This is a genomic window from Herbiconiux sp. VKM Ac-1786 (assembly GCF_015350805.1).
GTDB lineage: Bacteria > Actinomycetota > Actinomycetes > Actinomycetales > Microbacteriaceae > Herbiconiux.
Genome location: NZ_JADKSG010000002.1, coordinates 957044 through 970073, shown reverse-complemented (window position 1 = coordinate 970073; position 13030 = coordinate 957044). Strand labels below are relative to the sequence as shown.

The window sequence follows — 13030 nt, the reverse complement described above, 5'->3', positions numbered from 1 at the left end:
GGGAGGGTGGGGCCGGCTACTTCGCGGCGAGCGCCACGAGGTAGGTCTCGAGGGGCTGGGTGGCGTGGCCGATGAGGCGCGCGAGGTCGCCCGAGGTCTCGCCGAGCAGGCCGTCGCGGATGTTGCCGTCGAGTGCCACGAGGAAGCCGGCGGTGCCCTCGTCGAGGCCCGCATCCTTCAATACCGAGAGGTGCTCTTCGGAGGAGACGGAACGGTAGACGACCGAGCGTCCGCTCGCGACCGAGGCCGCCGCTGCGAACTCGTCGCCCGACCAGGCCGTGTCGCCCGAGAGCTCGTAGACGGCGCCGAGGTGGCCCTCGCCCGTCAGCACGGCGGCGATCGCCTCGGCGTAGTCGGTGCGCGGCGCGCTGGAGACCCGACCCTCGCCGGTGCTCGCGAGGTAGACGCCCGACTGCGCGGCCTGGGCGTAGGAGCCGTCGTAGTTCTCGTGGTACCAGCCGTTGCGCAGCACCGTCGCGGGCACGCCGGAGGCGGCGATGGCCTCTTCGGTCGCCTTGTGCTCGGGAGCCAGGATGAGCGCGCTGTCGGTCGCCTTCGGCGCACTCGTGTAGACCAGCTGCGCCACTCCGGCGCGGGCCGCGGCGTCGATCGCGTTCTGGTGCTGGGCGGCGCGCTGTCCGACCTCGCTGCCCGACACGAGCACGAACTTCTCGGCGCCGGCGAGGGCCGCGTCGAGGGTGGCGGGGTCGGTGAAGTCGATCACCGCGGTGCGCACACCGGTGGCCTCCGCGAGGGCGGCGAGCTTCTCGGGGGTGCGGCCGGCGGCCACGATGTCGGAGGCGGCGACGCCGCGGGCGAGCAGGTGCTCGACGGCGAGACGGCCGAGGTGGCCGGTGGCTCCGGAGACGACGATGGTCATGATGATCCTTTCGGGGCCCCGCTCGGGGCCGGTGTCACAGGGGAGAACTGCTGCACCCCGACCATACTTCCCTAACGGCAGTACCCACTTTCCGGTAAGTACCTTAGGGTGGGGGCATGGCCGAGCGCATCTGGGACGAGATCCACTCCGACACCCCGTCGATCGAGGGCAATCCCTTCGCCGCGGGCTGTCTCAGCCGGGTCGTGCTCGACCACGTCACGAGCAAGTGGGGTGTGCTCGTGCTCGCCGCCCTCGCGGCCGAGCCGATGCGCTGGGGGCAGCTGCACCGCTACGTCGAGGGCATCAGCGAGAAGATGCTCGCCCAGACCCTGCGCCAGCTCGAGGGCGACGGCTTCGTGCTGCGGCAGTCGGCCGGCACCGTGCCGCCGCGGGTCGACTACAGCCTCACCCCGCTCGGCGCCGAGCTCGCCGCGCTCCTCATCCCGCTCGTGCGCTGGGTGGGCGACAACGTGCAGCGCACCGGGCTGGCCCAGCCCTCAGCTCTCGCCGAGACGGCGTAGCGCCGGCCCAGCCGACGCAGACCCGGCCCGAACCCGCCCCTCAGTGCTCCCCGAGGTACTCGTTCAACCGCGCCGTCAGCTCCCGATCCACCGTCTTGGCGACCCCGTCCAGCTCCACCACCGGCACGGCCCGACGGATGCTCGACACCAGCCACAGCGCATCCGCCCGCCCCAGCTCGCTGCTGCGCAGTCGCACCGCCCCGGTCTCGTAGCCGAGCTCCTCGAGCAGCGCGAAGGCCCGGCGCTGCGTGGTGCCGGGCAGGATGCCGAGCTCAGCCGACGGCGTCGTGAACCGGTCGCCCTCCCGCAGCAGCACGCTCGCGGTCGGCGCCTCGAGCACGAAGCCGTCCGAGCTGGTGAAGATCACGTCGTCGGCGCCCCGCCGCTTCGCCTCGCGGATGGCCGCCGTGTTCACCGCGTACGACAGCGTCTTCGCGCCCTGCAGCAGCCACGGCGACGTCGATGCCACGTCGTGCCGGTAGCCGCGGTCCAGCGTCACCACGCGCACGCCCTCGACGCGCTCGCGGCTGAAGTCGCGGCCGGGCTGCGCGAGGATCCAGCCCGTCGGTGCGTCCTGGCCCTCCACCCCGCGGGTGAGCACGAGCTTCACCGCGAGCAGCTCGACGGGCGGATGCGCGGCCACCGCCGCATCGAAGGCCGCCCGCCACACCTCCCGGCTCGGTTCGGGCAGATCGAGCAGCTCCGCCGAGGCCACGAAGCGATCGAGGTGGGCGTCGATCGCGGGGGCGTCGCCCCGGGAGACCATCACCGTCTCGAACACGCCGTCGCCGCGGGTCGCCCCGAGGTCGAGCACGCTGAGGTGCGGCTGGGTCGGGTCGGCCTGGGAGAAGGGGGCGGTCCGCGCATCCGTCGACCCCTCGGACTCGTCGTCGACGGGCCGGGTGACCAGAATGAGTACAGGGACGGACACGCCTTCAGTGTGCTCCGCATTCCCGGCCGCGAAAGCGGAACTCGCCGTGAAGGGGTAGACCGGAGCAATGGCTCACACCAGTCAGACAGAGATCGAACGCAAGTACGCCGTCGAGGGCGAGCACGCACTGCCTCCGCTGGAGGGGGTCGGTGCGACCGCCGGTGTCGTGCAGGTGACCTCGCTCGAACCGTTCACGCTCGAGGCGGTCTACTTCGACACGGCCGAGCTGGCACTGGCCCGGGCGCGGATCGCGCTGCGGCACCGGCAGGGCGGGCACGACGAGGGCTGGCACGTCAAGCTGCCGGCCGCCGAGGGGCGCACCGAGCTGCAGTTCCCGCTGGGTGAGGGTGACCCGCAGGAGGTTCCGGCCGAGGTCGCCGAGGTCGTGCGGGTGCACGTGCGCGATCACGCGCTCACGCCGCTCGCCCGCGTCGTGACGACCCGTCGCGTCACCGAGCTGCGCGATGCCGAGGGCGGGCTGGTCGCCGAGATCGCCGACGACGCGGTGCAGGCGACGGATGCCCGGCAGGGCACGGCCCGCGTCTGGCACGAGTGGGAGGCCGAACTCGGCCCCGCCGCGCCCGCCACCCGCAAGGGCCGCACCGCCCTGCTCGACGAGCTCGAGCAGCACCTGCTCGCCGCCGGAGCCACGGTCTCGCCGAGCGTCTCGAAGCTGGCGCAGGCGCTCGGGCGCACGGGTCTCGGATCGGACGAGTCGGCGCCGTCGTCGTCCTCGAAGCCGACGGCGACCGACGTCGTGCGCGCCGGGGTGGCCGAGCTCGTGCAGCGGCTCGTCGAGCTCGACCCGGCGGTGCGGCGCGACGACGAGGACGCCGTGCACCGCTTCCGCACGACGGTGCGGCGCCTCCGGAACGTGCTCGCGATCCACCGCGGACTGTTCGACGACACGGTCGTGGCCGGCCTGCGCGACCGGCTCTCCCGGCTCGGGGCGGTTCTCGGTGAGGTGCGCGATCTCGAGGTGCGGGCCGACTGGGCCGCCCACGAGCTGGACGCCTTCGCCCGGGAGCGCGGCATCGACGACCCGGATGCGCTGCGACGGCTGGTCGAGGACACCCGCGCCGAGCACGCGGAGGCGCACCAGCGGCTCGTGCGGGTGCTGGGGCAGGGGCCCTACTTCCGGCTGCTGGAGGACCTGGAGGAGTTCGCGGGCGTGGGGGCGACCACGGACTCGAGCGACGCCGACACGAGCGGTGCGGATGCCGCGGGCGGCGGGAAGGCCGCGACCTCCTCGCCGAAGAAGGAGGCCAGGAAGGCGGTGAAGCGCACCGGTCGCCGGGCGCTCACCCGAGCCACGCGCATCCGGGAGTCGCTGCCCGTGCTGAGCGACGCCCAGCCCGACGCCGACGGCAGCGAGCTGGTCGCCGAGGCGGAGGCGCTGGGTGCACTGCACGACTCGCGCAAGGCCGCCCGCCGCCTGCGCCACGCGGCCGAGTTCTCGACCGACGGCCCGGCTGGCGTGCTCGGCTCGTCGGTCGCGACCGTCGGCGAGTCTGCCGAGGACCTGCAGGACGCCCTCGGCCGCCACCGCGACGCCTCCCTGTTCGCCGAGTTCGTGCTGCTCACCTCGCGGCGGGCCGAGGCGGCGGGGGAGAGCTCGTTCACCTACGGCGTGCTCTACCAGCGCTCGCTCGACCAGGCGCGGCAGGCCCTCGACGCGGCCGACGGCGCCCGCAAGGCGCTGCGCCGCCTGCTCTGAGGCAGATGCCCCGCCGGCGCGGCCCGGCCGGCGGGGCGCTCGACCGACGGCGGAAGGAGAGCGCTCTCCTGCCCGCTAGGATTCTCACGCCATGAACTCGCGCCGCCACGACATCCAGGGCCTCCGCGCCCTCGCGGTGATCGCGGTCATCCTCGATCACGTGATCGGCTGGCCGCTCGGCGGCTTCGCGGGCGTCGACGTGTTCTTCGTCATCTCCGGCTTCCTGATCACGGGGCTCCTGATTCGCGACGCCGCGGCCGGCACGCTGTCGCTCCGCCGCTTCTACGCCAAGCGCATGCGCCGCATCGCCCCCGCCGCGATCACCGTTCTCGTCGTCACCACCGCCCTGGCCTGGCTGCTGTTCAACCAGCCGCGCTTCTGGTCGACCGCGTGGGACGCCGTCTCGGCCCTGTTCTTCGTCTCGAACTGGCGCTTCGCCGCGGAGGGCACCGACTACTTCCGGCAGGGCGACGCGGTGTCGCCGCTGCAGCACTTCTGGTCGCTCTCGGTCGAGGAGCAGTTCTACCTCGTCTGGCCCGTGCTCGTGGTGCTGCTCATCGCGCTCGTGGGCCGCCGCGCCTCCGGCACCCCGGTGCGACGGCAGCGGTGGATGCTCGGGGCGGCGCTGGCCGTGCTGGCGGCTGCGTCGTTCGGCGTGGCGCTCTGGCAGAGCACCGAGAACCCCACGGTCGCCTACTTCTCGACGCTGACGCGGGTGTGGGAGCTCGCGTTCGGCGGGTTGCTCGCGGTCACCGCGCCCCTCTTCGCCCGGCTGCCCACGGCGGTGCGGGCCGTGCTCGGGTGGCTCGGGCTCGGCGGCATCGTCGCATCGCTGCTGCTCGTCGACTCGACGATGGCGTTCCCCGGTCCCTGGGCGGCGCCCGCGGTGATCGCCACCGCCGCCGTCATCGTGGCGGGCATCGGCGGCCGGCAGCCGTGGCTCTTCCCGCTCGAGAACCCCGTCAGCCGGTTCCTCGGCGACATCTCCTACTCGCTCTACCTCTGGCACTTCCCGGTGCTCGTGTTCGTGCTGCTGCTCGTGCCCGAGCAGTCGCTCACCGTGACGATCGCGGTGCTCGCGCTGACGCTCGCGGTGTCTCTCGTGGCCTACTTCCTGATCGAGCAGCCGCTGCACCGCTCGCCCTGGCTGCGGGGGCGTGAGCTGCTCGAGACGCCGGCGCCGGCCGAGCCCGAGCCCGACCGGGTTCAGGATGCGCGAGCCGCCGCCCCCGCCGAGCCGGCCCCGCTCGACCCGGCGCCCGCTCCCGCTCCCGCTCCCGCACCGTCTCGCGAAGCGCCCCGGGCCGCTCCGGTGGCGCGGGCGGGCTCACCCGTGTCCGACCGCGTGCGCGCACGGGCACTGGCCGCCGAGGCCGAGCGCGCGCGGCTGCGGGCCGAACTGGCCGCCTCGTCCTCCGCCCCCACCGCCGCTCCGGGGCGGGCCGCGGCGGCGGCGGCGCCCGCGTCCGGCACCGCCCAGGAGGCAGGTGCGTCCGAGAGCGGCAGCGCGGGCGGGACCGAGCGCCGGCGACTCCGCGACGCCCGCCGCTCCGCGTGGCAGGGCTGGCGCGAGCGGTTCGGCGCGCAGTTCCTCGGCGCCGGCCTCGGGTTGGTCGTCATCGTCGTCGTGGTCGCCGTGACGGTGCAGCTGTCCGTCAAGGGCGAGGGGCCGCTGCCCCTCGCGGTGCCGAGCGGGGTTCCCGCGGCGGGATTCGGCGGGGACGAGCATCCGGAACCCGCTGCCAACGGCGACGGCCAGACGGGCGACGCCGCCCCGGTGAACCCCGAGGACGAACTGCAGGCCGAGCTCTGGAACGCCGCCTCGGCCACCGAGTGGCCCTCGAACCTCTCGCCCTCGATGGACGCCGCGATCTCGGAGACCTCCAGCCGCAACCCCGCGAAGGGCTGCTTCGACCTCGGCGGCACCCCCGACTTCGGGCGCTGCACCTGGGGCAGCGGCGACGCACCGAACCACATGTACCTCGTGGGCGACTCGACGGCGCTGGCCTACGCGCCGGCCTTCCGCGAGATCGCCGACCGCAGCGGCGGGCAGTGGAAGGTCACCACCGTGGGCCTCTACGGCTGCCGCTTCACGGACGTGCTGGTGCAGAACGACGGCGACGGCGTGATGGACTCCTGCCCGCAGCGGAAGGCCGACGTGGCCGCCCAGATCGCGGCCGACGCCCCCCAGCTCGTCGTGGTCTCGAACGCCTACGCCCTCGGCAACGCGGCCGACCGGCAGCCGCTCACCGTCGCCCAGCTCGTCGGGTCGACGCTCTCGCTGGCGTCGCGCTTCGACACCCCGGGGCACGTGGTCTACCTCGCGCCGCCGCCGCTCGGTGCCAACCTCGGCGCCTGCTACTCGCCGGTGAAGAGCCCCCAGGACTGCACGGCCGGGGTCGACGGTGCCTGGAACGACTTCCAGAAGTCGTTCGAGGCGGCCGTCGCGGCGCAGGGCACGGGCGACCACGTGGTCAGCTCCCTCGGCTTCACCTGCGTGCAGGGCTTCTGCCCGGCCTTCGCGGGCACGATCCCGACGCGCTACGACCAGGTGCACATGACGCCCGAGTACTCGGTGCGGGTGGCCGAGTCGATCCGCTGGGAGCTGGCTGCCCAGGGCGTCATGTAGCTCTCCGGATGCGCGGCCGTCGGTACGGGAGGAGAATCCTGCCCATACCGCGCATACCGGCCTATGGGGCCGATTCTCCTCCCGTACCGACGTGCCGCGACCGGGTCAGGCGGCCGCGATGCGGCGCTCGGCCTCGAGGCGCAGGCGTCGGAGCCGCCGGTACGTGCCCGCGAGGGTCGAGACGAGGATCGCCGCGATCACGATCGAGATGCTCGACCCGAGCAGCACGGCGAGCGTGCCTTCGTCGGCGACCTCGGGCTGCGCGGCGAACGCGAGCTCGTTCATCAGCAGCGACACGGTGAAGCCGACGCCCCCGAGGGCGCCCGCGGCGAGCAGCCCGTGCAGCGTCAGGTGCGGCCGCTTCTCGCGCGGCCCCACGTAGCTCGACAGCCAGCCGCCGAGGCTGATGCCGATCAGCTTGCCCACGGGCAGCGCGATCAGGATGCCCCAGAACGGCGCGGCCAGCTCGCTCGGTGCGACCTGCGGGATGGCCACCAGCGCCGCCGAGAAGGCGAACAGCGGCAGGATCGCGCCGTTCGTGATCGGCTCCAGGTGGTGGCGGAGCTTCATCGCGGGCTTCCGCACCATGGCGAGTCCGAGGGCGACGCCCGCGATGGTGGCGTGCACGCCCGAGAGGTAGACGAGCGACCACGTCAGCACGGCGGTGGCGACCATGGCGACGGCCACGAGCATCCGGAACCGGGTGCCGAGCAGGCGGCTCAGCAGGCCGAACACCACGACGCCGACCGCGCCCAGGGCGATCAGCAGCAGATTCGGGTCGGCGGTGAAGAAGACGGCGATGATCAGGATCGCGACGATGTCGTCGAGGATCGCGAGCGCCAGGATGAAGATGCGGAGCCTCGACGGGATGCCCTTGCCGAACACGGCGAGCACCCCGAGCGCGAAGGCGATGTCGGTGGCGGTCGGGATGGGCCAGCCGCCCTCGTAGCCCGAGCCTGCGGTGATGACGAGGAAGATCAGGGCCGGCACGATGACTCCGCCGAGCGCCGCGATCGCCGGTCGCACCGCCTTCGAGACGGAGTTCAGCTGCCCGACCGCGAACTCGTTCTTCAGCTCGACGGCCACGACGAAGAAGAAGATCGCGAGCAGGCCGTCGCTGATCCAGTGGCCGACCGAGAGGTCGAGAGGGGTGCCGGGGATGGCGAGATGCGCGTCCTGCAGGCCCATCAGGGCCGGGCCGATCGGCGTGTTCGCGGCGATCAGGCCGAGGGCGGCGGCGATGAGGAGGAGGAACGCGGCGACGCGCTCGGAACGGATGACGGCCATGCGGTGTCCTTGCTGCCACGGGTGGTGGCTCGACGGAAGGGGGGAGCGATCCCGTGATCACCCGCCGACCAGACTTCCCGGCACACCGTCGGCCAGTCTACCGGGAGCGGGCGCTCGGGCGCCGGGCGGGCATCCGCCGTTCACCGGCCCCGTCTACGATGTCGGTCACCGACCCCGAGGAGATCCGCCGTGACCGCTGCCCCGAAGCCCGCCGTGCTGTTCGTCTGCGTGCACAACGCGGGCCGTTCGCAGATGGCCGCCGGGTACCTGCGCGCGCTCGCCGGCGACCGGATCGACGTCTTCTCGGCCGGCAGCGAGCCGGGCGGCGCCGTCAACCCGGCGGCCGTCGCCGTGATGGCCGAGGAGGGGATCGACCTCGCGGGGGCGGTGCCGCAGATCCTGACGACGGATGCGGTGCGGCAGGCCGACGTCGTGATCACGATGGGCTGCGGTGACGCCTGCCCGATCTTCCCCGGCAAGCGGTACGAGGACTGGGAGCTGACCGACCCGGCCGGGCAGCCGGTCGAGGTGGTGCGCGGGGTGCGGGACGACATCCGCGGGCGGGTCGAAAGGCTCATCGCGAGCCTCGTGTGAGGAGCGGTTGCGCCCGGGTCGCGGGCCGCTGTCGGTTGTGCCTGCGAGACTCGGGGCATGACCCGCGCCGATGACGTCCTCGCCCGTTTCGTCGCCGGTGTCGACGCCGAGCAGCTCGCCGCCCACGGCGTGCACGTGCTCGTCGGCGACGAGGAGGCCCGGCACCGGTGGCGCAGCGACGACCGCGAGAACCTGTACTCGGTCTCGAAGGGCGTCTGCGCCATCGCCGCGGGGATCGCGGCCGACGCGGGACTGATCGCGCTCGACAGCACGGTCGGCGAGGTGCTCGGCGAGCCGGTGCAGGTGCAGGTGCAGGTGCCCGTGCCGGTGCCGGTTCCCGTGCTCGGCGCCGGCGTCGAGGCGGTCACCCTCGAGCACCTGCTCACCATGACGAGCGGCATCGACTTCCGCTGGTTCGCGCACCAGCCGGTGCCCTGGCCCGACCTCGCGCAGGAGATGCTCACCCGCCCCACCGCCGGCCCCGGCACGGTCTTCCAGTACAGCGACGCCAGCACCTACGTGGCGATGCGGATGCTTGCCCGCGCGATCGGCGGCGACGTGCGTGACTGGCTCCTGCCGCGCCTGTTCGACCCGCTCGAGCTGCACAATCCGCAGTGGCACCGCTGCCCGCTCGGCCACGTCATGGGCGGCAGCGGCCTGGAGCTCCGCACCGACGAGCTGGCACGAATCGGCCAGCTGCTGCGCGACCGGGGTCTCTGGCGGGGCGAGCGGCTCGTCTCGGCCGAGTGGGTCGACCGGATGCTCGACACCCGTGTCGACACCGGCGGCAGCGACCCCTACCGCCGCTACGGCCTCGCGGTCTGGGCCGGCCCCGGTGAGAGCCGCCGCCTCGACGGCCGCTACGGGCAGTACGTCGTGATCGACGACGCCCACGACGCCGTCGTCACCATCACCGCGCACGAGGAGCACCGCGACGTGCGGCTCCAGGAGCTCGCGGGGGAGGCGCTCGCGGGGGAGGCGCTGGCGGGGGAGGCGCTCGCGGGCTAGGCCGACACGCCGTTCCCAGGGACGTCAGGCCGCCCTGCCCTACGCTGGCTCCTTGTGACGAGCGACGTGCTGCCGCCCCGCACGCGGGCCCCCCGATCCCGAACCGCGCTCCGCGGTCTCGTCGTCGGTGCCGTGCTCGCGGTCGCGCTGCTCGTGCTCCGGGCCGTCTCGGCGACGTGGGGGGCGGATGCCCTCCCCGACCGCATCCGCGACTTCGTCACCCTCTCGGTGAGCGTCGTGATCGAGTCGCTGCCGTTCGTGTTCCTCGGCATCCTGATCTCGGTCGTGGTGCGGTTCTGGGTGCCCGACCACGTCATCCACCGCATCATGCCCACCAACCCGGCGCTCCGGCGCGTGGTGATCTCCCTCGTCGGTGTGCTGCTGCCGGTCTGCGAGTGCGGCAACGTGCCGCTCGCCCGCGGCTTCATGATGAAGGGCTTCAGCGTGCCGGAGGCGATGACCTTCCTGCTCGCGGCGCCCATCCTGAACCCGGTGACCATCGTCACGACGTATCAGGCCTTCGGCTGGAACGACGGCATCCTGATCGGTCGCATCGCCGGCGGCTTCGTGATCGCGAACCTCGTCGGCTGGCTGTTCAGCCGGCACCCGCGGCCGGAGCTGCTGCTGACGCCCGCCTTCGAGGAGGCCTGCCGGATCGGCGACGGCGACCACGGCCACGAGCACGGACGGGCCGGCCAGCTGGCGAAGCTGCGGCGCGGGGTCGTCGCGTTCGCCGACGAGACCTCCACCATGCTGCCGGCGCTGATCGTGGGCTCGGCGATCGCCGGGGCCATCCAGGTCGGGCTCTCGCGCGACGTGCTCACCGCGCTCGGCAGCAACCCGATCTGGTCGGTGCTCGCCCTGATGCTGCTGGCCTTCGTGATCGCGATCTGCTCCAACGTCGACGCGTTCTTCATCCTCGCCTTCGGTTCGACCTTCCTGCCCGGCGGGGTGGTCGCATTCCTTGTGTTCGGGGCGATGGTCGACGTGAAGATGATCACGCTGCTGCGCACCACCTTCACTACGGGGGCCCTCGTGCGGCTCGTCGCCGTGGTCGCCCTCGCCTCCCTCGCCCTCGGATTCGGAGTGAACCTTCTTGCGTGACCGACTTCTCACCCGCTGGCGCGGCATCCTCCTCTCGCTCGTCGGGATCGTCGCCATCATCTGGCTCGCCGTGACCGGCCAGCTGGGGCTGTACATCCACCCGCGCTACTACGAGTTCACCGTGATCATGGCGGTGCTCGCGGGGGTGGTGGTGCTCGCGGCGTTCGCGATCGTGCCGACGGCGACCGAGGCCGACCACGACCACGGCGACGCCGACCACGACGGGCACGAGCACCACGACCACGCGCCCGACGACCACGCGCCCGCGCCCGGCGACCACGAGCACGCCGCCGACGTGGCCGCCGGCGACCTCGGCGCCGCCGTGCCGCCCCCGCCCCCCGGCCGCCGCCGCGACCTCGTCTGGGCCGGACTCGCCGGCGTCGTGATCCTCGGCACCGTCGGCGCCCTGCTGATCGTGCCGCCCTCCACGCTCACCACCGCCACCGTCGACCAGCGCGACCTCAACGCCTCCGCCGCCGTCACCGACACCGGCGCGACCGAGACGCTCGTCGGCAGCGACACCTCCGCGTTCACCATCAAGGACTGGGCGTCCCTCCTCCGCCAGGGGGCCGGCGAGGACTACTTCGCGGGCAAGACCGCGACCCTCACCGGCTTCGTCACCCCCGACCCGACCGACCCCGACGACGTGTTCTACGTCGCCCGCTTCGTCGTCACCTGCTGTGCCGTCGACGCGCAGCCGGTGGGCGTGCCCGTCTATCTGCCGGGCTGGCAGGACAGCTACGCGGTCGACTCGTGGGTCGAGGCATCCGGGAGCTTCGGCACCAACCCGAGCACCGCCAGCAGCCAGCCGATCGTCTTCGAGCCGGCCGACATCACCCCCGTCGACCAGCCCGCCGAGCCCTACGTCTACTGATGACCGACCCCCTGCACGCCCGCGCCCAGCGCTCCCAGCTGCGTCGCTTCCGCCGCACCAGTGCGGCGACGCTCGTCGTGCTGGCCCTGGCGGCCGCCGGTCTCGGCACGGCCGCAGTGCTGCGCGGCCCGACCCTGCAGGCGGGCTCGGTCAACCCCGCCGCCACGATCGCCCGCCCCGACCAGCGCCTCGTGCTGCACGCCGACCAGCCGCTCCAGCCGGTCGACGCGGCGCAGGTGAGCGTGACCCCGGCGGCCCCGTTCACCGTCGACTCCTCGGGGTCGGACGTGACCCTGACCTTCGGCAGCATCCTCGACTACGCCACCGACTACGAGGTGCGGGTCGACGGTGTGACGGGCGACGGCACGGGCCTCACCGGCTCGATCGACTACTCCTTCCGCACGCCCGACATCGACGTCTACAGCCTGCTCCGGCGCGGCGGGGCGGCAGCCGGGGCGGACAAGCCGGACGACCAGATCCTGAAGTCGAGCCTGGCGTCGGGCGCCGAGTCGTCGACCGACGTGGTGCTCGAGGCCCCGCGCATCCAGCAGTACGCCGTCGCGGGCGACGCGCTGGCCGTGATCCTGCTCGACGCCGAGGGCGGCAGCACGCTCGCGGTGTCGCAGGCCGGGGCGACGCCGGCCACCGTGTTCACGCCGACGGGGTCGCGCATCCAGAACCTGCACTCCTCGACGACGGCCGGCCTGTTCGGCTACACCGTCAACGGCGGTCAGGATGCGCAGGGCCGCGACTACCAGAACGCCCTGTTCACCTTCGACCCGCTCGACGCCTCCGGGCGGCCGAAGGAGGTGACGGGCTTCGACGGCGCGCCGCTCCGGGTCGTCGACTGGCAGTTCGTGCCGGGCAGCTCGGCGCTCGTCGCCCAGAGCACCGACCAGCAGCTGTACCTGATCGACCCGCTGGGCAGCGGTGGCCCGACCCCGCTCGGGCGGCACGTCGAGATGCGCGACTTCCTCGCGGGTGGGCTGAAGCTCGTGGTCGCCGACCCCGCCGGCACCTCGACGATCGATCTCTCCGACGGGGTGGTCGAGCCGCTCGACCAGGCGGTTCCGGATGCGGATCCCTCCCTCTACCCGGCCGCCATCGCCACCCTGCCGAACGGTGCCACCGTGCGCCAGTACGACCAGGTCGACTACTCGTCGGGGTCGGCGGCGCAGTCGTCGGTGATCCTCTACGCCGACGCGGACGGCACGCGCGAGCTCTACCGGCCGGCGGCGGCGGGGTCGCGCATCCGCGGTTTCTGCCTGTCGCCGAACGGGCAGTACCTGGCCGTCGAGACGATCGCGGCGGGGGCGGTGGGGGACGGGTACGCCCTGCCCGGGTACTCGGAGATGACGACGTACTTCGTGGAGGTCGCGAGCGGCGCGGTCGAGCGCGGGGTGCCGGGGTTCCAGCCGGACTGGTGCGGGTAGGCCTCCGCGAGCGCTGACCCGCCTCGTTCACCTCGTGGTCACCCGGCGCGGG

General features: G+C 73.2%; 11 protein-coding genes. 8 read left to right on the top strand and 3 right to left on the bottom strand.

The window, feature by feature from the left end:
- Positions 1–16: 16 nt before the first annotated feature.
- A complete protein-coding gene (locus ITJ64_RS15575) occupies positions 17–880 on the bottom strand; it encodes an SDR family oxidoreductase (protein ID WP_194681629.1) in 864 nt (287 codons plus the stop codon).
- 116 nt (positions 881–996) lie between these two features.
- Here ITJ64_RS15575 and ITJ64_RS15570 point away from each other — a divergent pair, with 116 nt between their 5' ends.
- Positions 997–1401: a helix-turn-helix domain-containing protein gene (locus tag ITJ64_RS15570; RefSeq protein WP_194681628.1), complete on the top strand. Its 405-nt coding sequence runs from the start codon at positions 997–999 to the stop codon at positions 1399–1401.
- Positions 1402–1441: 40 nt separating this feature from the next.
- Here the strand turns inward: ITJ64_RS15570 and ITJ64_RS15565 are convergent, their stop codons facing one another.
- A complete protein-coding gene (locus ITJ64_RS15565; protein ID WP_370545213.1) occupies positions 1442–2332 on the bottom strand; it encodes an aminodeoxychorismate lyase in 891 nt (296 codons plus the stop codon).
- Between the two features lie 67 nt (positions 2333–2399).
- Here ITJ64_RS15565 and ITJ64_RS15560 point away from each other — a divergent pair, with 67 nt between their 5' ends.
- Positions 2400–4049 (top strand): CYTH and CHAD domain-containing protein, encoded by a 1650-nt coding sequence (locus ITJ64_RS15560; protein WP_194681627.1) that lies wholly within the window; start codon positions 2400–2402, stop codon positions 4047–4049.
- Positions 4050–4140: 91 nt separating this feature from the next.
- Positions 4141–6678: an acyltransferase family protein gene (locus ITJ64_RS15555; RefSeq protein ID WP_194681626.1), complete on the top strand. Its 2538-nt coding sequence runs from the start codon at positions 4141–4143 to the stop codon at positions 6676–6678.
- Between the two features lie 105 nt (positions 6679–6783).
- Here the strand turns inward: ITJ64_RS15555 and ITJ64_RS15550 are convergent, their stop codons facing one another.
- Entirely contained in the window at positions 6784–7965 is a 1182-nt protein-coding gene (locus ITJ64_RS15550; protein WP_194681625.1) for a Na+/H+ antiporter NhaA, read from the bottom strand.
- Positions 7966–8154: 189 nt separating this feature from the next.
- Here ITJ64_RS15550 and ITJ64_RS15545 point away from each other — a divergent pair, with 189 nt between their 5' ends.
- The 5 genes from ITJ64_RS15545 to ITJ64_RS15525 are packed head-to-tail and all read left to right on the top strand — an operon-like array spanning position 8155 to position 12978.
- Positions 8155–8559, top strand: a complete 405-nt coding sequence (locus ITJ64_RS15545; RefSeq protein ID WP_194681624.1) for an arsenate reductase ArsC — start codon at positions 8155–8157, stop codon at positions 8557–8559.
- A gap of 57 nt (positions 8560–8616) precedes the next feature.
- Positions 8617–9567: a serine hydrolase gene (locus ITJ64_RS15540; RefSeq protein WP_194681623.1), complete on the top strand. Its 951-nt coding sequence runs from the start codon at positions 8617–8619 to the stop codon at positions 9565–9567.
- Between the two features lie 54 nt (positions 9568–9621).
- Positions 9622–10671: a permease gene (locus ITJ64_RS15535; protein ID WP_370545212.1), complete on the top strand. Its 1050-nt coding sequence runs from the start codon at positions 9622–9624 to the stop codon at positions 10669–10671.
- Positions 10664–11545 carry a TIGR03943 family protein gene (locus ITJ64_RS15530; protein WP_194681622.1) on the top strand — a complete coding sequence of 294 codons (882 nt, stop codon included), beginning with the start codon at positions 10664–10666 and terminating at the stop codon, positions 11543–11545. Before ITJ64_RS15535 ends, ITJ64_RS15530 begins: the two co-directional genes overlap by 8 nt.
- Complete coding sequence (locus tag ITJ64_RS15525) at positions 11545–12978, top strand: Ig-like domain-containing protein (protein ID WP_194681621.1); 1434 nt, start codon at positions 11545–11547, stop codon at positions 12976–12978. The genes ITJ64_RS15530 and ITJ64_RS15525 overlap by 1 nt, the downstream gene beginning before the upstream one ends.
- The last annotated feature ends 52 nt before the right edge of the window (positions 12979–13030 follow it).

Bases quoted from the DNA above. Each gene is read 5' to 3' on its own strand.
- ITJ64_RS15575 (WP_194681629.1), bottom strand. From the start codon at position 880: ATGACCATCGTCGTCTCCGGAGCCACCGGCCACCTCGGCCGTCTCGCC.
- ITJ64_RS15570 (WP_194681628.1), top strand. From the start codon at position 997: ATGGCCGAGCGCATCTGGGACGAGATCCACTCCGACACCCCGTCGATC.
- ITJ64_RS15560 (WP_194681627.1), top strand. From the start codon at position 2,400: ATGGCTCACACCAGTCAGACAGAGATCGAACGCAAGTACGCCGTCGAG.
- ITJ64_RS15555 (WP_194681626.1), top strand. From the start codon at position 4,141: ATGAACTCGCGCCGCCACGACATCCAGGGCCTCCGCGCCCTCGCGGTG.
- ITJ64_RS15550 (WP_194681625.1), bottom strand. From the start codon at position 7,965: ATGGCCGTCATCCGTTCCGAGCGCGTCGCCGCGTTCCTCCTCCTCATC.
- ITJ64_RS15540 (WP_194681623.1), top strand. From the start codon at position 8,617: ATGACCCGCGCCGATGACGTCCTCGCCCGTTTCGTCGCCGGTGTCGAC.
- ITJ64_RS15525 (WP_194681621.1), top strand. From the start codon at position 11,545: ATGACCGACCCCCTGCACGCCCGCGCCCAGCGCTCCCAGCTGCGTCGC.